Origin of the sequence: Serratia sp. PL17 (assembly GCF_017832355.1) — a bacterium.
Classification (GTDB): Bacteria; Pseudomonadota; Gammaproteobacteria; order Enterobacterales; family Enterobacteriaceae; genus Serratia.
Window position 1 is genome coordinate 272,846 of sequence record NZ_JAFIBY010000003.1, and the last position, 26,726, is coordinate 299,571.

Here is a 26,726-nt window from a genome sequence, read left to right on the forward strand (position 1 = left end):
CGTTCTGAAGCGTACTCTTGCTCTCAAGACCATCTCTTACCGGGAAGGCCGTTTCTCACCTGCGACATCGTTGAAAAGTTCGCCGACCCAGTCAGCAAAAGCACGCACGGCGGGAGAGAGAAAACGCTGATGCGGATAGAGCATCGTCACCGGCACGGAAGGTGGCTGCCAGTCCGCCAGAACCTCGACCAGTTTGCCTTGCCGCAGATTCTCCGAAATCACATTCTCAGCAAGCTGCGCCAGCCCAAAACCCTCAAGGCACAGTCTGATATAGAGTCCCGTTTCGTTAACGGCTGCATCCCCCTCAACCGGCACAGAGAAGGCCTCAGTGCCTCGTGTGAAACGCAGTTCATTAGTGCGTCTTCCCGAACCGGAAAAGTAATGAATCGCCCGATGCAGCGACAACGCTTCCGGCGTCTCAGGCACACCGTATTGCCTGAGATAGTCAGGCGAGGCGCAGGTCACCCAGCGAAACCGGCCAAGTGGCCGCGCAACCAGCGTGGAGTCGGTTAATTCTCCGGTTCGGATCACGCAATCTATCCCTTCCTGAACAAGATCGACCTGCCGGTCGCTGACGCCAATCATCAGGTAAATATCCGGATAGAGCCGGTAAAATTCTTTCAGATTGGGCATGACGACGAAGTGGGCGATACCCCCTGGCATATCAACCCGCAGCCGTCCCTGGGGTCGCCTGACGGAATCACTCAGGCTGGATTCACTAAGTTCAATTAGCGACAGGATCTCCCGGCACTGCACCAGATACTGCAGTCCTTCAGGTGTGAGGCTGACCCGTCTTGTTGTCCGGTTAAGCAGACGTACCTGCAGGTATTTCTCCAGATTTTTAATCGTGCTGGTGACGGTGGAAGCTGGCAGTGACAGTGTCTCTGCCGCGCGCACAAAGCTTCCGGCTTCAGCAACCCTTATAAAAACCTGCATAGCCTGAATCCGATCCATCGTCCTGCTCCTGGGTAAAAGTGAGTCTGATTATTCGCGAATTATGAATTATGAAAACGCTTTAAGCATCTTATTCAGGCTAATAACGTGGTGTATCGTTTCCCCATTAATCAGGAAAGAGGCAGGTTTAATGACCAAATACATCCGAAATATTGTTAACAATCAGAATGTCACTTCACAGGCTACGTTGATTCGTGGCGCGACGATACTGAGCATGGACGGGAACGTCGGTAACATTGAGCGCGGCGATATTCTCATCAACGGCTCAACGATTACCGCCGTCGGCCAGAACCTTGATGTGCCGGGTGCGCATGTCATTGATGCCACCAACATGATCGCCATGCCGGGAATGGTCGATTCTCATCGTCACGCATGGGAAGGACAGTTGCGCCGCATTAACCCAAACGCCACCTGCCTGGACGACTACAGCAACGCCACGCACTTCTCCTTCGCTAAATATTACCGTCCTGCCGATATCTATGTTGGCAACCTGCTGACGGCGCTGGGCGCTATTGACGCGGGCATCACCACAATGATCGATAACTCGCACAACAGCCGAACCGCAGCGCATTCCGATGCCGCCGTCGAGGCCCTGCTTGATACCGGCATTCGTGCCATTCATGCTTCCGGCGCACCGGTAGCTGGCGAATGGGATAAAGCGCACTGGCCGGGAAACTGGCAGCGTCTGCAGGATAAGTATTTCACCGACAACCCTGAAAGCCTGGTCTCTCTCGCCGTCATGGCCCAGCTGGAGCCGGAGTTGTGGGCCGAAGCCCGCCGGCTGGGACTGTCGATTGTCACTGAGTTCTTTGGCGCTGAGATGGGGTCTGAACTTGAGTCGCTGCATCAGCAGGGGCTTCTGGGTCCGGACAATATTTTCAATCACTGCACGGCGCTGCCCGACAGGGGATGGGAAATTCTGCGGGAGGCCGGTGTCCGGGTGAACGTCTGCCCGCGCTCAGATTCGCACTATGGCATCGAAAGCGGGATGTTCGCCATTGAGGCCGCGCAGCGTCATGGCATCAACCCTGGCCTGAGCGTAGACAATGAAACGTCGTACAGCACCGATATGTTTATGGAGATGCGCGTCGCCTTTTACCTGCAGCGCGTGATGGGCATGCATCAGCAGCAGTGCTGCGATTCTGAACATGCGCTGAAAACGCTTCCGGCGGCGCAACTCCTTAAAGCCGCGACTCTTGATGGCGCTGCCTGTGCAGGGCTGCAGGACAAAGTTGGCAGCCTGACGCCAGGCAAACAAGCCGACCTGGTGCTGATTAGCGTCAGTGATCTCAATCTTTACCCGTCCGGCAATGCCTTTGGCACGGTGGTTCATGCCGCCGAGCGCAGCAACATCGACACCGTCATGATCGGCGGACGCATCGTTAAACAGAACGGTAAGGTGCTGGGCGTAGACAGCGCGCGACTACGTGCGGCGATTGATGAGTCGCGTGAGCACCTTTTTGCAGCCTCTGGCTACCAGCCTGACATTTTTGCTGACACCTTCCTGCCGCTGGTGCAGGCCGACTGACCAGGATGAAAAGCATGGGCATGACCTATTACGTAATCGCTTTTGCCGCAGGTCTGGGGATCACCCTGCAGACGACCCTGAACAGCCAGCTGGCAAAGGGACTGGGCGGCGACCCGGTCACTGCGGCGCTGTTTTCATTTACGGCGGGCGCGTTCAGTCTAGGGATTTACGCGCTGCTGCGGGGTGGGTTGATGACATCGCTAGCGGCGATCCCGTCGCAACCCCTCTGGAGTCTGGCGGGCGGAATGATAGGTGCATGTGCACTGTTCAGCTATGTCGTGCTTGCGCCGAAAATTGGGTTTTCAGCTCTGCTCGGGCTGGCGATTGTCGGACAGTTACTTTCCTCGCAGATGATTGATCATTTTGGCTTGTTGGGCGCTGTGCGGCGTCCGGTTTCGTTACTCAGGCTGGGGGGAATGCTGGTTATGCTGATCGGACTTGCCGTCATGCTTTTCAGCGATCGACTTTCTGCGCGTTATCTGCAGTAACTGCGTTTACCCACGTTTACCACAGCGCAGACGCGGGTGAGTCACGCTCAATGTGCAGTACGACCTTTATTTATCCGGAGGATTAACATGTTTTCAATTGCAGCTGATGTCAGGAATACGCTGGGAGAGTGCCCCCTGTGGTGTGAAAGAACATGCAGACTCTATTGGACTGACATTGAATGCAGTGAACTACTCGCCTTAGAAGAAGGCGATGACGCTGTGATGCGCTGGTCGCTGCCAGAACGCCTTGGATCCTTTGCCCTGACCGAAAAGAGTCACATTCTGCTGATGGGACTCGCGTCCAGGCTGGCTTTCTATGATCTCAACACCGGTATTCTTACAACGGTGGCAGCCTCACCGGGAGAAACAGGCACCCGCACAGGTGACGGACGGTGCGACCGTGCCGGTAATTTTGTCTTTGGGACTATGGATGAAGGTTATCCCGTAAAAGTCATCGGTAAGTTTCACCGACTAAATGCTGCAACGCTGACTGTTGAAACGCTTGCGCTGCCCGAGGTCGCCATCCCGAACAGCATCTGTTTCAGCCCCGATGGCTGCACGATCTATTACAGCGACTCGATGCAGGGCAAAATATTCTGCTGCGATTATCCATCTCTGGAGAACCCGCGCGTGTTCACCGAAACAGCAGGCAATGGTGCACCTGACGGCTCCTGCGTGGATGCGATGGGCTATTTATGGAATGCTGAATGGGGAGGGAATCGTATTGTTCGTTACAGTCCGGATGGGACCACAGACACTATCCTGCCATCCCCTGGTATCCAGAGCACCTGTCCGATACTGGCCGGTGAGGGCTTCACCAACCTCTACTGCACCACTGCTTCTGTGGGGCTTTCTGCGCCATCAATTTATGACGGTGCTTTACTGAAGGCCGAATCTGCAGTCTTTGCCGGTTTACCAGAAAGCCGGTTTGCAGCATAAACAATGTGAGAGCTCTAATTGCCGCATGCGGGCAGGACTTTATCTGCTTCAGTCTGCCAGTAATGTCCGCTTCTGGCACCAAACTGCTGTAGGTGAAGCCCATCAGGCTGCTTCGAGCGAGCAGCGGATCTTTGACACTGAGATATTCAGCTTCTACTGGCATTTATTTTGTACCAGCCCTTTTCGGCCTAAATACGAACCGGACATCCCATATATATTTTATTTCAGACGGGTGACTCGCCCAGCACCCAACTGGGTCCGGTATCGGTAAAGCCCGCAGGGAAACGACTCGCGGCATTATATGACTGTATCCAGCCCGGATAACGAATCCCTGGATGACTGACCTCATCGAGCATTCCTTTTTCTTCTTCACTGAGCTCAACAGACAGTGCGCAGAGGTTGCCCCTGAGTTGCTCCACATTACGCACGCCCGCTATAACGCTGGTCACCTGCGGTGACGAAAGCAGCCAGGCGAGCGCAATGCAGGCTGGTGTGGTGTTGTGTTTTTCAGAAACTGCTCTGAGCACATCCACGATATCCCATGCCTGGTTCTTGTCGACGGGTGGAAATTCGATCTTCGCGCGCCTGCCCGAAGCGTCATGATTGCCGCTGCGATCAAACTTGCCTGAAAGCAGCCCGCCTGCCAGTGGACTCCAGCACAGAAGTCCGCTGTGGCTGTCCTTGATTGCCGGCAGGAGTTCATGCTCAATGTCGCGGCAGGCCAGCGAATAAAAAGACTGTACGCTGACAAATTTCTCAAGCTTATGTTCAGCCGAGACACCCAGGGCTTTGGCAAGCTGCCAGCCCGCATAATTCGAACAGCCGATATACCTGACCTTACCCTGTCGCACCATATCATCCAGTGTCCGTAAAACCTCTTCAGGCGGCGTTGCAGCATCAAAGTTGTGAACCTGATATAAGTCAATGTGATCGGTTTTAAGCCGCCGCAGGCTGGCTTCAAGCGCCTGCATCAAGTGATAGCGCGACTGGCCTGCATCATTTGGGCCCGCATTCATTCTGCTGTGCGCTTTTGTTGCAAGGAAAACCTGACCGCGGCGCTGCGCCAGCACTTCGCCCAGCACGCTTTCAGAGCCCCCCGAACCATAGACATCGGCGGTATCAATAAAATTGATGCCGGCGTCCAGCGCCTCACCAACGATAATATCCGCCTCTTTGCCCGTCAGACGGCCGATGGCATTACCGGCGGCATTATCCGCCCCGCCAAATGTCATCGTCCCGAGACAAATGCGTGAAACATAAACCCCTGTTTTACCCAGTTCTGCGTATTTCATTTGGTTTTCTCCGTTAAGCTCCAAATGATAATGACGCAGATAAAAGCTTTCTTTTATTATAGAAATCCCTTTTTTATTATTCATTCGTCCAGGATGTTATGGATCCGCTGTCTGATATTCTTTCACTCCTGAAGGTAGAGGCCATTCTTACGGCCCGTATGGAAGCACGTGGCCCCTGGGCAATGCGGTTTCCCTCTTATAAACACATTAAGTTCGGCACTGTGCTTGAGGGGAACTTCTGGCTCTGGATGGTCGGAATGCAGCCTCTGCTGCTTGAAAAAGGGGACTTCTATCTTCTGACCTCGGGTGACGCTTACTGCTGTGGCTCAAGTCCGGCATTGATGGTGAGTGACGGACGGCAGATATTCTCTTCTCACCGTGAAGCGGATGGCGTGGTCCGCTACGGCCAGGGAGAACTTATCAGTGAGGGGATTGGGGGAAGATTCGTATTTGAGGAGGCTTCCAGCCCGCTGCTTTTAAAACATCTGCCTCCGGTTCTGGTTTCACGACGAGAGGAAAGTTCTTCTCCTGCACTCACCGCCCTTATCACTTTGCTTTCGCATGAAACATCAGCGCTTCGTCCCGGACACGACATTGTGGCCAGTAGCATGGCAATACTTGTTCTGGTGCAGATGCTGAGGGAATACTTAGAGGGTAATCAGAAAGGGACATCCTGGCTGAAAGCGCTCGGTGACAGGAAAATAGGAACCGCACTGTCACTGATACATTCTTCTCCATCTGCAGACTGGACGCTGGCAAGTCTGTCTGCTAAATCAGCCATGTCCCGCAGTGCGTTCGCTAGTCGGTTTCACCAGCTTACCGGTTCAACGCCCGGGAATTATCTGACGTCATGGCGAATGGAGCTGGCATGCGCTGAACTCAGGAAACATCACTTAAGTATTAGTGAGATAGCAAGATTAACCGGATATAAATCTGTTCCCTCTTTTTCGCTGGCATTCAAACGTCATACCGGAAGAACGCCAGGAGGCTACCGCAATCTGCATAAGAACACTTAAGAGGCCACTCTGATAATTGTCTTTTTAATGCGTTTGCAAAATTATCAAAAAGTTATCGCAGCGTGCAAAGATACAACGTCCGCTTCTGGCACAGAGCGGACCTCTGGTTATGAAAGGTCCGCTGTGAGCGAGGAGCGGACATTGTGCCTGAAAATGTAGCCGGACAACTGCGTTTGGATATACTTTATTCCCAAGGTAAACCTTGCTCCCAGCTTTCCACAAGCAGGTCAATAAAGGCCCGAATTCGCGGGGATAAATGTCGTTTACTGGGATAAATGAGCCGAATAGGTTCCGGAGGGAAAGGATACTCCTCAAGCACCGGTATCAGCTTACCACTACGTAAATCCTCCCCTAGCAAATAGGTCGGTAAGTGAACGATACCAAATCCGGAAATTGCCGATGCCCGCATGGCTTCCGAACTGTCGAGGTTTAGCCGCCCGGGTCCTTCATACACAAAAGTACCTTCCGGAGTCGCAAACCGCCAGCTGCGTCTCTTTTCTGCACTCAGAAGAAAAATAGTGTCATGCCTGGTTAAGTCTGCGGGCGTTTCTGGAACGCCCCGTGAGGACAAATATTCTGGAGATGCACAAGTGACAATGTGCTGCGAAGCAATCGTTCGGGTAAGAATGCGCGAGTCATCGCGGGGTTCACCGATGCGAATGGCAATATCAAAGCCTTCTTCAATAAGATCAACAAACCTGTCGCTAAAGGACACCTCCGCACGAAGTTCCGGCCACTTTTTCAGATAAACATCCAGAATGGGAAGGATGTGGCGCTGCCCAAAAGAAAGCGGAGCACTCAGCCGGAGAGTCCCCGTTGGTTTCCCCCTGCGCATGGCCATGGCGGCATCGACCTCTTCCAGGTCATCCAGTATCTGTCGGCAACGGTCGAACATGACCCTCCCTTCATCAGTCAGACTCAGACTCCGGGTGGTACGGTTAAGGAGACGAACACCCATACGCGTTTCGAGCCTGACAATACTCTTGCCAATGGCAGAACGAGTGAGCCCGAGGGAACCCGCTGCGTGGGTGTAACTCCCGGCTTTTACAGCCGCGACGAATGCGGCGATATCACCAATGCTGTTGATCTCCATGCTTTATTTATCTCCTTTAATACGGGCTTTAACGTACCCTGATACGGGAAACACATTCCCTAAATGTTTATATACTATAGGTTCCTGTTATTTTTTAACGCAAATACAAACAGGAATAAAAATGCTGAATCAACAAACCAAACAAGCCGTAAAAGAATGGTCAGAAAGCCTGGCCGGCCTGGGTCCAATCCTTACGGGTGAGGATACCGTAACGCCTATGAGTGAGGTACGTGACGCCTATACCCGTATGCTGGCTAAAAATCCTGCACCTGCCGGTGTCAGTTTTACTGAAGTCGACATGGGGGGCGTACCGGGCACGCTGGTGACGCCTGACAAACTTGAAACTGATGCCATCGTGATGTACATCCACGGCGGGGCTTATATTGTCGGCGAACCGGCGGGCTATCACGGTATTGGTGGTAACTACGCCAGCATGCTGGGCGCACGGGTTTACATGCCGGATTACCGTCTGGCACCGGAGTATCCTTTCCCCACGCCCGTTACCGATACCGTTCGTGCGTATGAGTGGTTGATTGAACAGGGCTTTGATGCCAGCAAAATCGTACTGGCGGGCGAGTCTGCAGGCGGAGCAATGGTGGTTACCGTTATGGTAGCTGCACGTAATAAAGGCCTGCCACTTCCGGCCGGCGGTGTTTCCATTTCCCCATGGGCCAACCTTGAGCATACGGGCGTCTCCATGACCAACCGGGAAGGTCTTGATCCTCTGAACACCAAGGCCGGCCTGGATTTCCTGGCACGCACCTTCCTGGGCGATGCGTTACCTAATCACCCAATGGCATCACCGGTGTTTGCGGATGTGACGGGTCTGCCGCCGGTGCTGGTTCAGATTGGCGAGAATGAACTGATGCTGAGCGACGCGATGCGGCTCGCAACTCATCTGGGTGATAACCGGGTTCGCGTAAATTTGGAGGTTTGGCCGGGTATGTTCCACGCCTGGCATTTCTTCTCCACGCTGCAGCCAGAAGCAGTGCAGGCTCTGGAGAGCTCCGTCGCCTTTATGAAGCAGGTCCTGCGGGATGCAGCGAAGTAATCATCAGTGATGAACTAAATAACGGGCGCGACTGACTGCGCCCGTCAGGAGTGAAAATCCCCAATTTACAGATACAACTCACTTATCCGCTGGATCTTGCCTCACATAGCGCATATAAGCGCGTATTCCGCCTGGGCCGCCTGACCTTCGGCTTTATTATTATGCCGCTTGAAGGTTAACCAGTCGGCCTTCCTGATAATAGGCCGGATTATCCAGGAGAAAACGTATGACTCAGGGGGGCGAAATCTACGGTGCTCATTACCGGGTAAGAATGGAAACAGACGCTCACAATCATTGGTCAATATGCTTGAGCGAATATAATTCTGGCAGGCTTGCGGTCGCTGATGTATCAGGCACTGATATCTCATTATCTCGTAACAGATGAACGCTGCGCGCTCGTTAACAGTGCCGGCAACTCTTTTTTCAGTTCTTCAATCAAGGCTCTCACTTTAGGAAGCACCGTGTGAGTCCTGGGCCACATTGCAGAAATGGGGGTGGGCGGTGCCTGAAAGGTGGGTAGAATTGCACGAAGCTGCCCCTTTTTGATGGCATCACCGCATAACCAGTCCGGAAGTTGCGTCACCCCACATCCTGCGATAGCCGCTTCCAGCATGGCTTGACCATTATTAAAACGGTAGGCTGAGGAAACAACATGTCTTACAACGTGCCCCTCTTTGCCCCGGATTAGCCAGTAAGTTTGCCCGTCTGATGGTAACCCTGAAATGCATCTGTGAGATGAAAGCTCACGAAGATCAATGGGGGTGCCTGCTTGTTCCAGATAGCCCGCTGAGGCACAAATGATAAGCCTTTGCTCGCCCAGGCGGGTGGCAACCAAATCACCTGAGTCAGGTAGGGGGCCAAGCCTCAGTGCGAGGTCAAAACCGTCTGTCGACGGGTCGCGAACCCGATCGCTGAAATCAACTTCGATATTCAGGGCCCGGTATTTTAACGCCATGATATTGAGTAAGGGCATAATGAAAAGGTGCCCAAAGGCCACGGGAACCGTCAGCCGCATCAGTCCAGACGGCTCGACTATCCCCGCCTCTATTCTGCTTTCGGCATCTGAAATCATATCCAGAGCAACAGTGCAGTGATTGAAATAGATCTCACCTTCCGGTGTCAGCGACAGGCTTCGCGTACTGCGGTTGAGTAAGCGAACCCCCAGCCGAATTTCCAGACGCTTGATGCTTTTGCTGAGTGCCGAACGCGTCACGCCTAAACCCTCAGCTGCAGCAACGAAACTGCCTTTTCTGACGATTTCAGTAAATTCCTGTACGCCATTGAGTTGTACCGTCACAAATATTGGTTCCTTTATCTCAACACTGAGGGTCTTTTTGCCCAGGTAATCATGGCCTTCAAATAAGGATAAGATCGTTGCTAACAGATTTTTACCATGAAATGGCTTCAGGAGACAGAATGAGCGAGTTACTGAATATCTATACAATGAATGGAATAAAGCTTAATAATCGTGTCGTTATGGCACCAATGACCCGATCGCGAGCCTATGACCATGTTCCCACTGACAGTATGGTCACCTACTATCGCCAGCGCGCAACAGCAGGTTTAATTGTTTCCGAAGGTTCACCTGTTTCAATGGAAGGCCGTGGACAGGCTTACACGCCGGGAATTTACACTGACGAACAGATAGAGGGCTGGAAAAAGGTGACTGAGGCAGTACATGCGCAGGGTGGGAGAATATTCATCCAGCTTTGGCACGTAGGTCGTTCCTCTCACATTGCTCACCAGCCTGATGGGCAGGCACCGGTCAGCTCCGTCTCACGCGTTGCAGAAGGCTGCACCACTCACATTCCCGGTGATAACTGTCAGTCTGTACGCGTATTTCACAGCCAGCCCCGCGCATTAGCAACGGATGAAGTCCCGCGGGTGACACAGGATTTCGTTCGGGCGGCTAAAAATGCTATCGAGGCGGGTTTTGACGGTGTGGAGATCCACGCGGCTAACGGCTACATCTTCGAGCAATTTATCAATGGTGGACTTAACGACAGAACAGACCGCTATGGCGGTAATATTGCTAGTCGCCTGCGGTTTACGCTGGAAACGGTGGATGCCGTCTCTGCAGCCATCGGGAGTCATCTGACAGGTATCCGTATTGCACCCTTTGGCCGCCTGCAGGATATGCATGGCTTTGATGATGAGCAGGATACCTGGTTATCTTTGGGTATCGAACTGCGTCGTCGACATCTCGCATATGTGCATTTGAGCGATCAGGAATCTCTGGGAGCTCAGGCCATTCCTGCTGGCTTTCTGACAAAGTTTCGCGAGGCCTACGAAGGTACCCTCATCGTCGCGGGCAGCTATACACAGGAGCGTGCTGAACTGGCACTCAGAGAAGGTTATGCCGACTTAATCGCATTTGGGCGTCCTTTCATAGCCAATCCTGATCTCGTTAAACGCATGAAAAATGGGTGGCCGATAGCTATTCCTGATAAGGATACGTTCTATACTGGGCGAGATGCAGGTTATATAGATTATCCCACGTATCACGTGGATTAAGCTTCCCTGAAACAGAAATGCATCTGAAATGCATCCTATCCGCATGCTCGCTAAGGGTCCCGACAACTATTTTTGAGTTCGTCTGATCTGCTCCCTTATGAGTAGCACACTCAATTGTTGGTGACGTCCGCTCCTGACCAGCAGACAAACACGTGACGCTGAAGGTCTGCTGAGAGCGAAAAGCGGACTTTGTGCTTAAATAATGATGACTCTGGCAGGATGGGTTTTCAATGCTTGAAAGGTAGCCACTAATTCAGGTGACGTAAATGTGTAGCAATCCCCCACTTTAGGCCGATACATTTTCCATTAATCAGGTCGATAACAGAATAACTTGCATTGGGGTGAGCATAGCGAGGGAAACTATTGACAGTCCCTTCTTTAAGAATTGCCAGAGTGCCCTGACTGACATGCCCGTGAGACACAATACATATTGTTTGTTGATGTGATGAGGTATCTTCCAGGTTTTGTAAAAAACGCATAACTCGCTGAGAAGCATGCGCCAGTGACTCCCCCCCAGGTGGACAATACTCTGCATCAAGCCTGAATAACTCATTTGCATAGTTTGGATGTTTTTGTCTGAGTAGTTCTAACGGCATACCTTCAAACTGACCAAAGGCCTGCTCTTTAAGGGCCGGTTCAGCCGTCAGTGAACAATGAAAGTGTTCAGCCAGGCTTTGCCCCATTTGCCAGGCACGCCCAAGCGGAGAAGCGTAAACACGCTCTATTTGATACTCACTTGCACTAAACGCTGCTAGTAGGACGGATGTTTCACGCAAACCCCGACAGGTCAAGGGGCTATCGCTGTGCCCCTGAATAATTCCTTCCAAATTCCACTCTGTTTCTGCGTGTCGAACAAGTATCAATTTCATCGTTAGCTGGCCATGCTCGTTGTTGATCAAAATGTCCCAACTGCGCGATGTCAAACACACACCGTTGAAGCAGCGGAAGGCTTTCCTGTTTTGGAAATAATGAACAAGTGTAGCTTATTGCCATTATGCAGCGGCTCTGGAGGTGAGGCGCTGAATTTTATCCGTAGTTAACTTCCGCTCTTGGCACACAGCAGACAAATACGTGACGCTGAAGGTCTGCTGAGAGCGCAGGCTGTGTGAAAACTTTTTTGGCCGCTGAAACTGCCAAAAACAGAGCTGAAAACCGCGCTCATACGTAAAATTCGGCTCTACTAACCGGTCGATTAATTTCAGATTTTGCGTAGACACGCTCACATCAGTTTTGGACTAGGGTTTTCACACAGCCTGAGCGAAAAGCAGAAGTTCAAAATTGTTCTCTCAGTTGGTGGAGGAATTACTAACATTGCAGTGTTTTAATCAGCGGGAAACAGGTCACGGTTTCCCAGCGAATATCTTCAGGCAGCGAGAATTGCGGAATGCTGACGAAGATGATTTTGGAAAAGTTCTGCATAATCTGATGATACAGCGGCTTGTACACTTTCCCTTTTCGCAAGTGCAGCTTTCCACGCTAAAGCACGTGGAAGCCCCTCAAAAATCGCCTCAGAGACTGATGCATCGATGATGGAGAAGTAACGGAAAACAGGAGCGTAGACCGCATCAACCATACTGAATTCGGCACCAGAGAAATAAGGTCCCAGGCTCAATTCAGATTCAATACGTTCAAGCTGCTCACGGAACACCGCGCGTTTGCTGTCTGCAATGACCTGATCAGTCGCATTTAAAAATTGCCATGCATTTCCAAGCATTGATGTAGAGAACTCGATCCATGCGCGCTGTCTGGCTCTTACTAATGCATCGTCAGCATACATCGAATAACCGTCCTGTGTTTCATTAAGGTACTCGCAGATCACCATGCTCTCGAAAATAAGAGCACCTTCACCATTTTCCTGACACACTTTAAGTAGCGGCACCTTGCCAGTGGGTGACAGAGCAAGAAACCAGTCAGGTTTGCCGATAAGTCTACATTTACGCGTTCAAATAGCACATTTTTCTCGAGAAGAACGATCGCTGAACGCTGCACAAAGGGGCACAGTAGGTGGCTAATAAGTGTCAGGTCACAGGTAGACATCTCAGACTCCAGATAAAAAGATAGCCCGCCGCTATAAAAGGTGGCGGGCTTGATGAATTGTAAATCTTATTTTGGTGGCTTAGATTGAAACGCCGCCGTCGATGATGATTTCTGAACCCACGGTCCAGGCAGACTCATCAGATGCGAAGTAAAGTACCGCTTGTGCTACTTCCTGAGGCTTACCAAAACGACCGGCAGGGATGGTTGCAACGATATCTTTCATCACTTGATCATGATATTCCACTGGGATCCCCGCCTTATCGTAAAGCGGTGTATCAACAGGGCCAGGGCTCACTGCGTTGATACGGATCCCACGAGAAAGTAACTCGTTGGAAAGTGTTTTCGACATGTTCAGTAATGCTGCTTTTGTTGAGCCATAAACTGAAGAGTTCACCGGTCCCGTGTGAGCATTTACAGAGGTATTAAAGACCACTGATGCAGAGCTTGCGAACACTGGCAGCAGCGCCTGCATCAAGAAGTAAGGACCTTTAACGTTGATATCATAAATGCGGTCGAACTGCTCTTCTGTCCATACCTCAATTGGCATATACATTGATATACCCGCATTCAGAAAAGCGATATCCAGTTGTCCAAAGTGTTCCTGAACTGTCTGAGCCAGCGCTTTCTGTGCGTTCACATCAGCGGAATCAGCACTCACGACTAACACGTCATTACCCAGTTCTACTTTCGCCTTTGCGATAGAATCAGGGTTAACACCCGTAACAATTACGCGTGCACCTTCTGCAACAAACAGCTTCGCTGTTTCAAGACCAATACCACTTGTTCCACCCGTGATCAGTGCGCGTTTACCTTGTAATCTAGCCATATAACTATCTCCTGTTAGTTTTAACTACTGACCGGCGAATGACCGATTTGATAGCCACTGTATGCTCATGCTCAGATAGTGATAAGATTGTATTTTTAAATATCTTTCATGCATTAAAAGCATAAATGGGTTTTAGGATGGATAGATTACTGTTGATGACATGCTTTGTCCGTACCGCTGAAACAGGCAGCTTTTCCGCAGCCGGCAGGGATTTGGGCTTAGGGCAACCGAACGTGAGTCGTCATATTGCAGCCCTCGAAGAGCATTTGCAGACCAGATTACTTCACAGATCAACCCGCAAGCTTTCCCTGACTCCTGAAGGAGAACGTTATTATTTGGAAGCAAGGCGTATTCTGGAAGCGGTCGAAGAGTCAGAGTCTTCTTTCAGAGGAAATGTTACACCCACAGGGCTATTACGCGTTGCCTGCCCCACAGCATTGGCTCACACATTCTTAGTCCCGCACATCTCAGATTTTTTAGAACGCTACCCTGAGATAACACTCGATCTACAGATTAATGACCGCTATATCAATCTCGTTGATGAAGGGGCTGAGCTGGCAATCCGCATTGGACACCTGGAGGACAGTGCTATGCGTGCCCGCAGACTTGGCATGTTTGAGCGAGTCTGTGTTGCCAGTAACAAGTACTTAGCGAAACGTGGAACCCCTAATACCCCCGAGGATTTAAAAAAACATGATTGTTTGATTTATACCTTGCTGACAACAGGAGCTACCTGGAGATTTCAAGATATCAATGTTCCTGTTTCTGGTCGGCTCAGGGTCAATTCACCCGAAGCAGTACAGAAATTTGTCAATGCAGGGATTGGGATCGCACAGGGCCCAGAATGGTTGTTCGAGGAGGGACTGGAAAGTGGCAATTTACAATTATTACTGACTGATTACACTGCATCGCTCGTTCCCATTCAAGCCGTTTATGTTGCTAATCGACTTTTACCAAAACGGGCGATTGTGTTCATGGATTTTGTTGCTGAGATTTTTGAAAAAAATCCCGGCTTCAAAGTTCAGAACTCAATGAAATGAGCCTGAGATAACGAACTGACATGTTCCCCAATAATTAATGCAGTGTAGAGCTAGCAATGTCTGCTTTGGCACAGAGCGGGCATTTCAGCTTTGCCCTACCCCTGACATCTGAACTTAGCCTTGATACCAGAACCCAGTAATTAGCCCAGCGCACTCATACTGGTCAAACGCGCCTCATGGCTTCATAACGATGCGGCCAAGCGGTTTCGCTGTCTCGGCGAATTCGTGGGCCGCAGCAGCGCTGGCCAGGGGGAAGATGCGGTCAATGACAACCCTGATGCGCCCTGCGGCTAGAGCCTGCAACATGTCGTCCACACTTGCCCGAACTCCGGGCTTTTCAAAAAGGGGTCCCATAAATACCCCCATGAGTGTCTGGTTAGACTGCATTGGCGGCCACAAGTCGACAGTCAGGCTGCCACCGCCCGCATTACCGACGAAGACGAGACGTCCTTGCGGAGCGAGTGCAGCAAGCGAAGCAGGTAACGTCGTCCCCACCGGATCGACGACGAGGTCAACACCGGTGCCATGGGTGTACTGTCGGACACTGTCCACGACGTTATTCTCTGCACGATCCACGACATGATGGGCACCAAGTTCAAGCAACCGGCTTCTTCGCTGCGTCCCGCTTGCCACGGCGATGACCGTCGCGCCTGCTTGTGAGGCAAGCTGAACGGCCGCGAGCCCCACGCCACCCGCTGCTGCCTGAATAAGGACGGTTTCCCCGTGCCGGAGCATGCCTCGTGTGAAAAGGCAATGATGCGCGGTTCCAAAAGAAATCGGTAACACCGCCGCTTCTGCCGTATCCACCCCGTCGGGTATCAGCCAGGTTCGTTCCGCAGGCACAGCCCAACGTTCCGCATGTGATCCCTGTATGTTAAAAGCGGCGACTCTGTCCCCAACCTTACGGCTACTGACTTTCGATCCGACTGCAATAACTGTGCCCGCGGCCGCGTAGCCGACGATCCATAAAGGATGAGGCGGCGGAGTTGAACGGCGGTTGATCAGATCCCCACCTTCAATCGAGATAGCCTCGACAGAAATCAGGATGTCGTCAGGCCCTGTGACCGGATCCGGGATATCGACATATTTCAGGACGCCGGGAGCGCCTTCCACGTCATAAACCGCTGCTTTCATAAATTTTCCTCTGTCTCATCAGTCAATCCGGACCCGTCCGGCAAACCATCCCGGTCCGGCCTATAGCACGTCAGAAATCTCTCTGTTGCCTTTACAGGCAGCGCGGGCTGCCCTGTTGAGTTTTCGACGGGCGGAAAGACCCGTAACGCTCAGGGTAGCCTGGCAATCACCTTAATCTCAAACTTGAATCCGTAAAGCCACGTCACGCCGATCCCGGTCAACGTAGGGTAAGGCGCTTCCCCCCAATATTCTGGCAGGATACTCCAGATAGCGTCGAGGTTTGACTCGGGATCGACGACAAAGAGGGTAACGTCAACCACGTCACCGAACGTGCAGCCCGCAGCCGTGAGAACAGCATTAAGGTTATCGAATGCCAGCCTGATCTGCTCTTTAAGATCCTGTTCAGGCGAACCATCCTCCCGGCTACCCACCTGCCCCGAAACAAACAAGAAACCGTTAGATTTGATGGCCGGTGAATACCGATTGCGCTCATAGAGCGCCTGTCGCCCGAAGGGAAAAACTGCTTCGCGTGTTGTCATGTTTGTACCTTTGCAATGGGGCGAAATCTGCCCAATGAATATAAAGACACTTTACAGGTGCCAGATCGGGTGGATAAACAAGCGACTTTGTTCATCATTGTTTGTAAAATCCAAACAATCGGTGAAAAGAGAGGGTAAGGAATGGATCGTTTCGATGCGATGCGCGCCTTTGCTCGTGTGGTAGAGGCAGGTAGCTTCACAAAGGCTGCCCAAACACTCCATATGAGCAAAACCACGGTGACACAACTTATTCAGCAGTTGGAAGCGCGGCTGCGCGTCAGGTTACTCCATCGCACCACCCGCAAGCTTGGTGTCACTCCTGATGGAGCGGCTTACTACGAGCGCGTCATCCGCCTGCTGGCGGACATGGAGGATGCTGAAAACAGCCTGTCAAGTACGGCGATTACGCCCGGAGGACGGCTACGGGTGGATGTGCCCAGTCCGTTGGCCCGCCTTGTGCTGGTGCCGGCACTACCGGCTTTCCACGCGCGCTACCCTGATATCCAGTTCGACATGGGCGTGAGTGACCGGGTGGTGGATCTGATCGGCGACAATGTGGATTGCGTCCTGCGCGGTGGCGAAATCAACGACCAGTCCCTGATCGCCCGTCATGTCGGCGATTTGCAAATCGGCGTCTACGTCGCCCCCAGTTATGTGGAACGCCTTGGTGCCCCTGCGCATCCGCGAGAGCTGGAAAATACTGACCATCGCATAGTGGGATTCTTGTCCTCACGCACCGGCAAGATTGATTCTCTGTTACTGCACTGTGAGAGTGAACATATTGAAATCAAGAGCAGTTATGTGCTTGCAGTGGATGATGGCAATGCTTACCTCGAAGCTGGGCTGGCCGGGTTAGGCGTGATTGCGCTGCCAGTCTATATGGCGGCAGCACATCAGGCTTGTGGCTCCCTGATTCCGCTATTTGAAAATTGGCGTATTAATCCAATGCCCCTGTACCTGGCATTTCCGCCAAACCGCCATGTCAGCGCCAGACTGCGAGTTTTTATTGATTGGATCGTTGAATTGATGCAGCAGCATGTCCCCCATTCCAACAATAAGTAATGACATCCCAGCCCCCTGATTCGCTCATCAGCGTCGATTGGTGCTCAGACCGGGTGGCATTTGCGGTTCGATGATGGCGTGACTACCCAATGTCTCCGGATGATAAATAAATGAGCAGTCTCAGGCCTTCTGATAAACCCTTTAAAGTCTCCGAGATTAACCGTCTCTTCAACATTGAGACGATTTATTATGAGCTTTCTGTACCACATCCCCGGCACGTTCATCTCACCTGATTATTTGCAAATAAAACCTCTTCACATCACTGCCCTCGCCAAAATAAACAATCTTAAACACCGAACAGAAGATGACTCTCAGCGCTAATTTCTACCCTACTGCAAAAAATTAAGGTTTTTCCACTGATCAAATGAACAAACCGTCAGAGCTGTCAGGTGAAACTAAAAGTGAGAGCTGTGTAACGTTCCCTTAACACGACAATTGACGAATGTTTTGCCGTGGGTATTGTCTATATCTTACAAACGAGCAAACAAAACTGATCATATGAGCAAAAAGCTGAGTATCTAAAACCATAAACCCGTTTGTTTGTCGTTCAGTTATCACTTTCAGCTCTGTCATTTCTTAACGATAGTTCAGAGGTAGTTCTATGAAACAGGACCTTGTAGCGGGTATAGATTCCTCCACCCAGTCTTGCACCGTCATGCTGCGTAGTCTTGAAAATGGCAAGGTGATCGCACAGGCTCGTAAGTTGCACCCACCGACCACGCCGCCGTGTAGCGAGCAGGATCCGCAAGCCTGGTGGGATGCTTTAGTCTCCGCGCTCACTGAATTAAAACAATGGTGGCCACGTATTGCAGGTCTGGCTGTCGGTGGCCAGGGGCACGGCCTCGTCATGCTTGATAATCACGATCGCCCGCTGCGTCCTGCGAAGCTGTGGAATGACACGGAGTCTGCGCCGCAGGCGCGTGAATTGTGCGAGAAGATTGCTCCGGAAGAATGGGCACGCCTGACGGGTTCCGTTCCGGGGCCGGCAATGACCATTTCTAAACTGGCCTGGACAGAACAAAATTATCCGGGGCTGCTGGAAAAAGCCCACCGCATCATGCTGCCGTTTGATTATCTGGTTTACCGTCTGAGCGGTAGCTTTGTGTGCGAGCGCGGCGGGGCATCCGGTACGGGTTACTTCAACCCCTTCACCAATAGCTGGGAACCACAGCTGGCAGCGGTGGTTAACAGTCAAATTGACTGGATTTCCCGCTGGCCCACTATCATCCCGTCGCATCAACCGGCTGGCGTTGTGAAGTTAATGCCCGAACTGGCTGGACTGGCGGGGGCAATCGTGGGTGTCGGGACCGGCGATAACATGTCCGCCGCGTTAGGGATGAACCTGAAAACCGGTGATACCGGTATCTCTATCGGGACCAGCGGTACGTTATATGGCATCACCAACAAAGGTATTACCGACAGCACCGGCACCATCAACGGTTATGCCGATGCGGCCGATCGCTTTATCCCCATGATTACTACGCTGAACGCCGCCAAAGTCACCGATACATTTCGCAAAATGCTGCGCGTTACCCCTGACGAATTCGACGAGCTCGCGCTGAGTTCACCACCCGGCGCCAACGGTCTTCAGCTTGTTCCGTGGCTGGACGGCGAGCGCACCCCCAACCTTCCTGACGCCACGGGACACATGCGCGGATTACGTACCACCACAACGATGCAGGATATGGCTCGCGCCACCGTGGAAGGCGTACTGTGCGGCCTGCTGGCGGGCGGTCTGGTACTGAAACAACATGGCTTCACTGACGACGGTCGCATTATTGTCACCGGCGGCGGCGCAAAGTCACGAGCCTATCGTCAGATTCTGGCTGACCTGACGGGCAAGCCCGTTTGGATTTCTCCGGTGGGTGAAACGGCAGCCGCGGGTGCAGCCATTCAGGCTGCCGCTGCCGTGCTGGGATGCACAAATATTGAAATGGCCGATCGCTGGAGTGTGCCGCTTGAGAAAGTGGCCGGGCCACAACAAGATGCGCGCCATGTCCTGGACGCTTACGTTACCTATGCCAATGCATTATCAGGAGAGCTGCAATGAGTTCAATAACTACCCCTGCCAAAATCAAACCCCCTAAGCAGCCGCTCAAAGTCCCTGCAGAAGCGGGTATCGCCGTGGTTTTCTTACTGGTCATGCTGGGCGGGTTTATCGCCACGCCTAACTTCCTGACTGTTTCGAACATGATGGTGTTGCTTCTGAACGGCGCGGTCATCGGCTTCCTTTGCCTGGGGCAATCCTTTGTCCTGCTGACCGGGGGTATCGACCTCTCCTGCGGCTCCATCGTGGCGATGACCTGCGTGGTTGCGGCTTTGCTGATGGAGAAATTTGGCATTCCGTGGCAGCTTGCCGTACCCATCGTGTTGGCGGTGGGTGCGCTGAGTGGGCTGGTAAATGGTCTGATAATCGAACGCACCGGCGTGCCGCCATTCATTGTCACCTTTGCGATGATGGGGGTTGCGGCATCCATACCACAAATTATCACCGGCGCCGAATCGATACGCGTGACGCAAATTGGTTACAGCCTCATCGGTCAGTCAAAACCGCTGGGTATTCCGTTCCCTGTCATAGCGCTGCTGCTGGCCATTGTTATTGGTGTCATCTTCCTGCGCCGCACCATCACCGGGACTCACATCTATGCGGTAGGCGGTAACGCAGATGCTGCACGCTTATCGGGGATCAGCATTCCACGCATCACCCTGTTGGTGTATGCCATTTCCGGGCTTTGTGCGGCATGCGGCGGCCTGATTTATGGATCGCGTCTGATGACAGGCTATCCGACGGCGGGCCGTGGTGACGAACTGTTCTTCTCAATAGCGGGTGCGGTGGTCGGTGGCGTCAGTCTGTTTGGTGGCACCGGCAGCCTTATCGGCGCGATGATTGGCGCCATGCTTATTGCCTCAATATCGAATCTGATGAACGTGCTGAACGTCAGTGCCTACTGGCAGCCGCTGGTCATCGGCCTGATCATCCTGTTCGGCGTCACTTTCGATACCTTACGTACCTCGAAAAAAATCGTGATCCCCTGGCTCAAAGTCAGGAAGTCACGCAAAACACAACAATAACGCTTCTTAAACCCTGACCTACATATATCCAGGAGATAAACATGAAACTCCGTACCACAATCACCGCAGCTGCAGCGATAGTCGCGCTGTCCTGCATGCTCGCCGGCTGTAACCGCGAGGATACTGAAAGCACCGTGGGTGCCGGCAAAAAAACATTGGGCGTTACGCTGCCGAACCTCACCAACCCTTATTACGTTGCCATGAAAAAAAGCTTTGAAGACAATGCAGCGGCACAGGGCTTGAACGTAAAAATTTCGATTGCTGATAATGACGACGCCAAGCAACTTTCGCAGGTGCAGAACTTCATTGAACAGAAGGTGGATGCGGTCGCAGTGAACTGCGTCTCCTCAGGCCCCTGCGTGTCGATCATAAACCAGCTTAATCAGGCAAAAATTCCGGCGTTTGCCATCAACATCCTGCCGGATACCGAAGGGATGAAGCAGCAAAACGTCACGCTGGTTCAAGGTGTTCAGACCGATCAGCGTGAAGGCGGCAAGCTCATTGGCCAGCAGTTGTTGAAAGACATTGGTGAAAATGGCACGGCGACAGTGGGTATCGTGGGAGAACCAACCTCCATTGCCGCAAATGCACGTGATGAAGGCTTCAGGGAAGCCGTGGCATCCAACAAAAACATTAAGTTCGTCGCGCTGGTCAATGGCAAAGTAGAAGAAACAACCTCCCTGAAAGTCACCACTGAAATGCTACAGGGCAGGCCAGAAATTAACGTCGTGTACTCAGACACCGAACCTTCCGCGCTCGGGTCACTGGCGGCAATCCAGCAACTGGGGGTCAGTGACAAAGTGAAGCTGTATGCGTTTGTGGATAAAGAAGGCGTCAAAGCCGTTCAGAACAACAGCATATTGAAAGCCGGTGCGATCCAGGAGCCGGTTAAACTGGCTCAGTTGCTGGTTGAAAATGCCAGCAAGAGTCTGAACGGTGAACAGGTTCCCGCCATGATCAACAACCCACCGCTGCTGGTCACCAAAGACAACGCAGCATCGGTAATGGGTTCAGCATACTGACTTAAGTGAAAGGCGAAGAATGATGAATTATGTGGCGAAGCAGGTCAAAATCGGTTTTTCGGGTGTGCAGGTTCTCCACGGTGTGGATTTCAGCGTAAAGCCTGGCGAGATCCACGGCCTCTTTGGCCATAATGGAGCGGGTAAATCAACGCTACTGAAAATCCTGGCGGGCGTTAACACGCAGGATAGTGGAGAGCTGATGATCGGCGAAACGCCGGTGCACCTTGCTTCGCCACGGGATGCACTCAACAAAGGTATTGCTTGTGTGTATCAGGAACTCCGTCTCATTCCCGGCATGAGCGTCTGGCAAAACCTTTTTCTCGGACGTGAATGTCGTAAAGGCAGTGGCTTTATAGATGATGCAAGTATGATCGCGCATACCGAGAAAGTACTGAATGATTACCATCTGAGTTTCAGCGCTACCGCGCTGGTCAAAAATTTGTCACATCCTGAAAAGCAGATGCTGGAGGTGGTTTCTAACCTTGATCGTGACGCCCGTTTTCTTTTCCTCGATGAACCGACAACCGCGCTGGAAGGTGCGCAGGCAGAAGAACTGCTGCAGGCAGTACAACGTATCGCACGCGAAAAGCAGATTGGCGTAGTGCTGGTCTCTCATAAATTAGACGAAGTGTTGGGTGTTTGTGATGAAGCGACCGTCATGTGCGGCGGCCGGGTGATTTACAACGAAGGCAAAAAGACGCTGAGCAAAAGCGCCATCATTGACGCTATTGTGGGCGACGCAAATGCCTATCAGGCGCCGTCTAACAGCCGTAGTCTGATACGCGGCGCGATGGGCAAACCCTGGCTCTCGGTCACCAACCTGCAGACTGATCGCCTGAAAGGCATCAACCTTGAAGCATATCGCGGGGAAATTTTGGGTATATACGGGCTGGCCGGCGCAGGGCGAACGCGCTTGTGCCAGACGCTGTTTGGGTTGGAAACCGTTACCGGTGGTGACATCCGGCTGGGTCACAAAGAATACCATCCTTCTTCACCGGCAAAAGCCATTGATAAGGGGATTGCTTACCTGACAGAAGAACGTAAAAAAGATGGCTTCATTCCTCAGATGTCGAGCTATGCCAACGCCATGCTGCCGGTTCTGAAAAAATTCCGTTCTGGCGGATTTGTCAGTCACAGCGCGGCGCGGCAGGCCGCCGCTGAGTTGCTGAGCAAGATGAATACGCTGGGAACGCTGAGCGGACCGATTAAATCGCTTTCCGGCGGCAATCAGCAAAAAGTTCTGCTCGCCAGGGTCATTGCGCAAAACGCCAATCTGGTATTGCTGGATGAGCCGACCAAAGGCGTCGACATTGGGGCAAAAGCGGATATTTATCGCATCATCCATCAGCTGGCGGATAAAGGCTGCTGCGTCATCGTGGTATCGAGTGAGGAAGAGGAATTGCTGGACGTGGCAGATACCATTACGGTGTTCCGACAGGGTAAATGCGATGGTGTGATCATTCCTGCACGCGACCTTAAACCCGCAGATCTCCGCAAAGCCGCATGGGAGCATGCTGAAGCCCAGGCTTAGGGCACTCGTTCCCCGGAACAGAACGCATCTCCAACGGCCAGCTTAGCTGGCCGTTTTTGTTTCAGCGTTTAATTAACGTGCCAGCGGCGAGAGGGCAAAAAAAATGGCAGACTTTTACATCTCGGGTATACGCAGAGACAATGCAGGGCAACACATTCAGCACGTTAATTTTAATGATGTGATGTTATAAACGAATGAGCGCTTCCGGCGAAGCGCTCAGTGTCATTACTCAAAATCAGCGTGTCGTTTAAACATGGTTTCACTGGTTTCACGCAGTTGGTCCATGAGTTCAAGCACGATGGCATCGTAGGTGATAAAGCAGAGTTGCTCGAAAGAGGAACCCATTGGCTGCGAAAACTGGCCCGGAGTGCGATCGTTTTCAGTTTTGACCGTTCCCGGTAATACCAGTACGCAGTTGGCCAACTGGCCAATCGCAGAGTCTTTCTTCATGGTGACCAGCGCCACGTCGACGCCACACTCAACGGCTTTCTGCGCAAGGCTCTTGAGACTGCCTGTTTCGCCACTGCCTGAACCAATAATTAACAAATCACCCGCTTTCGTATGAGGTGATGAAATTTCCCCAACTACGCTGACCGAGAAGCCTAAATGCAATAAACGGTTAGCGAACGCGCGGATGGCAATACCGCTGCGCCCTGCACCTTGCAGGAAAATATGCTTCGCATTACGGATCTTCCCGATAAAATGCTGTGCCTGATCATTGTCGATATTGAGCGCGTTTTGCTCCAGTTCCCTGAGAATACTGACAGTATTTTCCTGAACACCCATTTTCTTTTCCTCCGGTCAGGCAATTGTACGGCCACCATCCATGAGGATCGTCTGTCCCTGGATGTAAGAATTTGACTTATCAGCAAGGAAGATGGCCAGGTTTGCGACATCATCGATTGTGCCCAGACGACGGACCGGAATTTTCTCCAGTACTGCGTCTAAATCTGCCTGCGTCGGGTAATTAACACGCATCATTTCGCCGGTGTCGATAAGACGCGGCGCAATAGCGTTGACGTTAACACCTTTTGGACCCAACTCCTTCGCCAGACCACGAATAAGACCTTCACCCCCCGCTTTACTGGCCGGATAGCTCACCCCCCCGCCAGTACCTGACAGCGCAGAACCGGAGGAGATGTAAACGATTGAACCCTGGTTAGTTAAGAAGTCATCGTAAAATGCTTTGACCGTATTGAATAAACCCGTCAGGTTGATTGAGAGTGTTTTGTTCCACTCTTCGAAAGTAATGTCTTTGACTTTATTGGCAAAAGCGACACCTGCGTTCAAAACCAGAATGTCGATACGGCCATAAGTTTCGATAACTTTTCTGCGCACTTCAGCCAGTGCCTGCGGATCAGAGACGTCCGTTTTGACAAAGAGCGATTTAACATTGCCAAAGGTCAGTTCTTCCGCAGTTTTGATGCCATTAGCCTCGTTATAATCGACAATGACGGTATGCGCACCGCGTTCGGCGAATTGTTTTGCAATTCCTTTACCAATCCCATGCGCACCACCGGTAATTAGCGCAACTTTACCTTCAAAATGACTCATCGGTTGTTCTCCTGAATCTTTGTACTTAACGTGAGAGAAATCCCCCACGTCTGCGGTCTACATAATGATTACGCGCTCAATTAAGAGCGCGTGAATGTATGTTGGATACTTAATGCATGACAGACTTTAAGGCCTGATAGCTTGCTTTAGGGTTGTCATTAAATAATGCGCCACCGACAACAATTAAATCAGCACCCGCTTCCTGTACTTTTTCCGCTATTTCCAGATTAACGCCACCGTCGACTTCAATTTGAATGTGTCGGCCAGCAATCATTTCTCTGGTTTTCTTAATTTTCTCGAGGCTTTTCTCGATGAAAGTCTGCCCGGGTTGCCCCGGGTTAATGGTCATAATCAGGATGTAATCAATATCGTCCAACAAATATTCCAGAACACTTTCAGGCGTACCCGGATTGATGACCACACCGGCTTTTCGCCCGGCCTTTTTTATTTTCTGTAAAATAAAATGCACATGCGGCGTTGATTCATAATGCACTGAGATCATTTCTGCGCCGGTATTAATAACATCATCAATATGTCTTTCAGGATTAGCCAGCATCATGTGTACGTCGAAAGTCATTTTGCTGGCTTTTTTCATTGCAGAGATTTGATTCGGCCCAAAGGCAATATTATTTACGAAGGTTCCATCCATTAAATCAACATGCAATATTTCAGTGTTCTCTTCTTCTAAAAAACGGAGCTCATCTTGCAGACTTAAGATATTCGCGCCAAAAATTGATGGTAAAATCTGTGCCATGGTAAGCAAACCTCATTTTTAAAATCAATGGAATACAGTGCTCAACCAATACGTCAATACTTCCCACGGGCCAGTCAGTACAAAGTCAGTACCCTGCCCCTGCAAGCCGACACCTGCGCCATGCAGGAATTGGGTTGCACCCGGAGCCACATACCCTCCTAAATACATCACGACAATACTGAACAGTAAGGTTGAAATAATTGAGCGGATGACGTTTCCGTTGCTGGCCATTACGGTCATGGTTGTCATATAGATGATTGACATCAGAACGCCGATGGGGAAAATCATGATCCCCGGTAAAATCAGTGCGCAAAGCATGGTCAACGGAATGGTGATAACGGTGACGGTGATGGTCGCTGGGTCGCCCAGTGCCAGGGCACAGTCCATACCGATGTTCAGTTCGGCGTCTTTACCCATCTGCTTTTGCATAATCTCTTTGGCACTTTTCCCAATTGGAGACAGTCCTTCCATCAGGACACCCACCACTTTAGGCAGGAGCACCATTACCGCAGCCACCCCCATTGCCATCGGGACAATAGTGGTCACAGGCTGTTTCGTCAGCAGTCCAAGCAGACAACCTACAATGACACCGATGATAGCGGGTTCACCAAACACACCCAGACGTTTCTGTACGCTCTCCAAATCAACGTCGAGCTTGTTCAGGCCGGGGATCAGGTCGATAATTTTATTGACCAGCAGTGCAAAAGGTAATGTCCAGCCTATATGGATCATGGTGGTACAGGTCGTCCCTTCCAGGCCATAATATTTCTGCCAACGGGGAGCAATTAAATCGCCAATAAACAGAGCGATAACGCTAAGTGCGACTGCCACGCCAAAACCGATAAAGAAGCTGTCAAACACGAAATAGGCCAGCGCGCCGGGAACCAGGAAGTGCATATAATTCCAGATATCAACGTTCAGCGTTTTGGTTAATTTAAGACGAACAAGTAGCAAATTAAGAATAATACCCACTGGAACAACTAAAGCGGCAAAGGGTGCCACCCATGCAGCCGCGCCCACCGCAGGCCATCCGATATCAGCCACAGTGAATCCGCTTCCCAGTTTTGAATAGTAGGCAATTGCCGGCTGCAGGGATGTACTCAACAGATTAACAACCAAACCTAAACCAATAAAACCGATACCCACGGTGATACCAGACTTAATGGCAGCACCGACTTTCATGCGGAAAACCAAACCCAAAATGAAGATGACAAGTGGTAGGATTGCCGTTGCCCCCATGCTTGTTATCGTTAGCATTATGTTTTTTAACATGTCCATCT

General features: G+C 51.5%; 25 protein-coding genes and 1 pseudogene. 12 read left to right on the plus strand and 14 right to left on the minus strand.

The window, feature by feature from the left end; translation table 11 throughout:
* Positions 1–36: 36 nt before the first annotated feature.
* Positions 37–954 carry a LysR family transcriptional regulator gene (locus tag JOE25_RS12885; protein WP_015697045.1) on the minus strand — a complete coding sequence of 306 codons (918 nt, stop codon included), beginning with the start codon at positions 952–954 and terminating at the stop codon, positions 37–39.
* A 130-nt stretch (positions 955–1,084) separates the two neighbouring features.
* Here JOE25_RS12885 and JOE25_RS12890 point away from each other — a divergent pair, with 130 nt between their 5' ends.
* The 3 genes from JOE25_RS12890 (at position 1,085) to JOE25_RS12900 (ending at position 3,909) form a co-directional block, all read left to right on the plus strand.
* Entirely contained in the window at positions 1,085–2,482 is a 1,398-nt protein-coding gene (locus JOE25_RS12890) for an amidohydrolase family protein (protein WP_129991134.1), read from the plus strand.
* A 14-nt stretch (positions 2,483–2,496) separates the two neighbouring features.
* Entirely contained in the window at positions 2,497–2,970 is a 474-nt protein-coding gene (locus JOE25_RS12895; RefSeq protein WP_015697043.1) for a DMT family transporter, read from the plus strand.
* Positions 2,971–3,057: 87 nt separating this feature from the next.
* Positions 3,058–3,909 (plus strand): SMP-30/gluconolactonase/LRE family protein, encoded by an 852-nt coding sequence (locus tag JOE25_RS12900; RefSeq protein WP_015697042.1) that lies wholly within the window; start codon positions 3,058–3,060, stop codon positions 3,907–3,909.
* Between the two features lie 224 nt (positions 3,910–4,133).
* Here JOE25_RS12900 and JOE25_RS12905 read toward each other — a convergent pair whose 3' ends face one another.
* Entirely contained in the window at positions 4,134–5,201 is a 1,068-nt protein-coding gene (locus tag JOE25_RS12905; RefSeq protein WP_013578385.1) for an aldo/keto reductase, read from the minus strand.
* Positions 5,202–5,299: 98 nt separating this feature from the next.
* On the opposite strand from JOE25_RS12905, the gene JOE25_RS12910 reads away from it, so the two are divergent.
* Positions 5,300–6,217 (plus strand): AraC family transcriptional regulator, encoded by a 918-nt coding sequence (locus tag JOE25_RS12910; RefSeq protein WP_013199736.1) that lies wholly within the window; start codon positions 5,300–5,302, stop codon positions 6,215–6,217.
* Positions 6,218–6,401: 184 nt separating this feature from the next.
* Here the strand turns inward: JOE25_RS12910 and JOE25_RS12915 are convergent, their stop codons facing one another.
* Positions 6,402–7,310 carry a LysR family transcriptional regulator gene (locus JOE25_RS12915; protein WP_112152431.1) on the minus strand — a complete coding sequence of 303 codons (909 nt, stop codon included), beginning with the start codon at positions 7,308–7,310 and terminating at the stop codon, positions 6,402–6,404.
* 121 nt (positions 7,311–7,431) lie between these two features.
* Here JOE25_RS12915 and JOE25_RS12920 point away from each other — a divergent pair, with 121 nt between their 5' ends.
* Positions 7,432–8,361, plus strand: a complete 930-nt coding sequence (locus tag JOE25_RS12920) for an alpha/beta hydrolase (protein ID WP_112152430.1) — start codon at positions 7,432–7,434, stop codon at positions 8,359–8,361.
* Positions 8,362–8,728: 367 nt separating this feature from the next.
* Here JOE25_RS12920 and JOE25_RS12925 read toward each other — a convergent pair whose 3' ends face one another.
* Positions 8,729–9,658: a LysR family transcriptional regulator gene (locus JOE25_RS12925; protein WP_131637738.1), complete on the minus strand. Its 930-nt coding sequence runs from the start codon at positions 9,656–9,658 to the stop codon at positions 8,729–8,731.
* A gap of 119 nt (positions 9,659–9,777) precedes the next feature.
* On the opposite strand from JOE25_RS12925, the gene JOE25_RS12930 reads away from it, so the two are divergent.
* Positions 9,778–10,875: an alkene reductase gene (locus JOE25_RS12930; protein ID WP_112152428.1), complete on the plus strand. Its 1,098-nt coding sequence runs from the start codon at positions 9,778–9,780 to the stop codon at positions 10,873–10,875.
* Positions 10,876–11,123: 248 nt separating this feature from the next.
* Here JOE25_RS12930 and JOE25_RS12935 read toward each other — a convergent pair whose 3' ends face one another.
* The 4 genes and pseudogenes from JOE25_RS12935 to JOE25_RS12945 form a co-directional block, all read right to left on the minus strand.
* Positions 11,124–11,744 (minus strand): histidine phosphatase family protein, encoded by a 621-nt coding sequence (locus JOE25_RS12935; RefSeq protein WP_015697053.1) that lies wholly within the window; start codon positions 11,742–11,744, stop codon positions 11,124–11,126.
* Positions 11,745–12,238: 494 nt separating this feature from the next.
* Positions 12,239–12,697 (minus strand): glutathione S-transferase family protein, encoded by a 459-nt coding sequence (locus JOE25_RS12940; RefSeq protein ID WP_348539698.1) that lies wholly within the window; start codon positions 12,695–12,697, stop codon positions 12,239–12,241.
* Positions 12,698–12,722: 25 nt separating this feature from the next.
* Positions 12,723–12,785 (minus strand): annotated as a pseudogene (locus tag JOE25_RS26725) (hypothetical protein); the annotation flags it as partial.
* A gap of 206 nt (positions 12,786–12,991) precedes the next feature.
* On the minus strand, positions 12,992–13,738 hold the full coding sequence (locus JOE25_RS12945) for an SDR family oxidoreductase (RefSeq protein ID WP_015697040.1): 747 nt from the start codon (positions 13,736–13,738) through the stop codon (positions 12,992–12,994).
* Between the two features lie 137 nt (positions 13,739–13,875).
* Here JOE25_RS12945 and JOE25_RS12950 point away from each other — a divergent pair, with 137 nt between their 5' ends.
* On the plus strand, positions 13,876–14,778 hold the full coding sequence (locus JOE25_RS12950; RefSeq protein WP_037039047.1) for a LysR family transcriptional regulator: 903 nt from the start codon (positions 13,876–13,878) through the stop codon (positions 14,776–14,778).
* A 174-nt stretch (positions 14,779–14,952) separates the two neighbouring features.
* On the opposite strand, the gene JOE25_RS12955 is transcribed toward JOE25_RS12950, so the two are convergent.
* Together JOE25_RS12955 and JOE25_RS12960 are read right to left on the minus strand one after the other, a co-directional pair.
* Complete coding sequence (locus JOE25_RS12955) at positions 14,953–15,912, minus strand: zinc-binding alcohol dehydrogenase family protein (protein ID WP_129991135.1); 960 nt, start codon at positions 15,910–15,912, stop codon at positions 14,953–14,955.
* A 149-nt stretch (positions 15,913–16,061) separates the two neighbouring features.
* A complete protein-coding gene (locus JOE25_RS12960; RefSeq protein WP_015697037.1) occupies positions 16,062–16,451 on the minus strand; it encodes a RidA family protein in 390 nt (129 codons plus the stop codon).
* Between the two features lie 141 nt (positions 16,452–16,592).
* Here JOE25_RS12960 and JOE25_RS12965 point away from each other — a divergent pair, with 141 nt between their 5' ends.
* From JOE25_RS12965 to JOE25_RS12985, 5 genes are all read left to right on the plus strand, one after another.
* A complete protein-coding gene (locus JOE25_RS12965; protein ID WP_187514419.1) occupies positions 16,593–17,513 on the plus strand; it encodes a LysR family transcriptional regulator in 921 nt (306 codons plus the stop codon).
* Positions 17,514–18,114: 601 nt separating this feature from the next.
* Positions 18,115–19,563 (plus strand): xylulokinase, encoded by a 1,449-nt coding sequence (gene xylB / locus JOE25_RS12970; protein ID WP_015697035.1) that lies wholly within the window; start codon positions 18,115–18,117, stop codon positions 19,561–19,563.
* On the plus strand, positions 19,560–20,585 hold the full coding sequence (locus JOE25_RS12975; RefSeq protein ID WP_032693575.1) for an ABC transporter permease: 1,026 nt from the start codon (positions 19,560–19,562) through the stop codon (positions 20,583–20,585). Before xylB ends, JOE25_RS12975 begins: the two co-directional genes overlap by 4 nt.
* 41 nt (positions 20,586–20,626) lie before the next feature.
* A complete protein-coding gene (locus tag JOE25_RS12980) occupies positions 20,627–21,607 on the plus strand; it encodes a substrate-binding domain-containing protein (RefSeq protein WP_209635784.1) in 981 nt (326 codons plus the stop codon).
* Positions 21,608–21,626: 19 nt separating this feature from the next.
* A complete protein-coding gene (locus tag JOE25_RS12985; RefSeq protein WP_223226851.1) occupies positions 21,627–23,138 on the plus strand; it encodes a sugar ABC transporter ATP-binding protein in 1,512 nt (503 codons plus the stop codon).
* Positions 23,139–23,363: 225 nt separating this feature from the next.
* Here the strand turns inward: JOE25_RS12985 and hxlB are convergent, their stop codons facing one another.
* From hxlB to JOE25_RS13005, 4 genes are all read right to left on the minus strand, one after another.
* Complete coding sequence (gene hxlB, locus JOE25_RS12990) at positions 23,364–23,924, minus strand: 6-phospho-3-hexuloisomerase (protein ID WP_024359910.1); 561 nt, start codon at positions 23,922–23,924, stop codon at positions 23,364–23,366.
* 15 nt (positions 23,925–23,939) lie between these two features.
* On the minus strand, positions 23,940–24,692 hold the full coding sequence (locus JOE25_RS12995; protein WP_032693571.1) for an SDR family NAD(P)-dependent oxidoreductase: 753 nt from the start codon (positions 24,690–24,692) through the stop codon (positions 23,940–23,942).
* A gap of 109 nt (positions 24,693–24,801) precedes the next feature.
* Complete coding sequence (rpe, locus tag JOE25_RS13000) at positions 24,802–25,446, minus strand: ribulose-phosphate 3-epimerase (protein WP_048284445.1); 645 nt, start codon at positions 25,444–25,446, stop codon at positions 24,802–24,804.
* A 24-nt stretch (positions 25,447–25,470) separates the two neighbouring features.
* The gene (locus JOE25_RS13005; protein ID WP_020439340.1) at positions 25,471–26,724 is read right to left on the minus strand and encodes a PTS transporter subunit IIC; all 1,254 of its coding nucleotides are present in this window, start codon (positions 26,722–26,724) and stop codon (positions 25,471–25,473) included.
* Positions 26,725–26,726 lie beyond the last annotated feature (2 nt).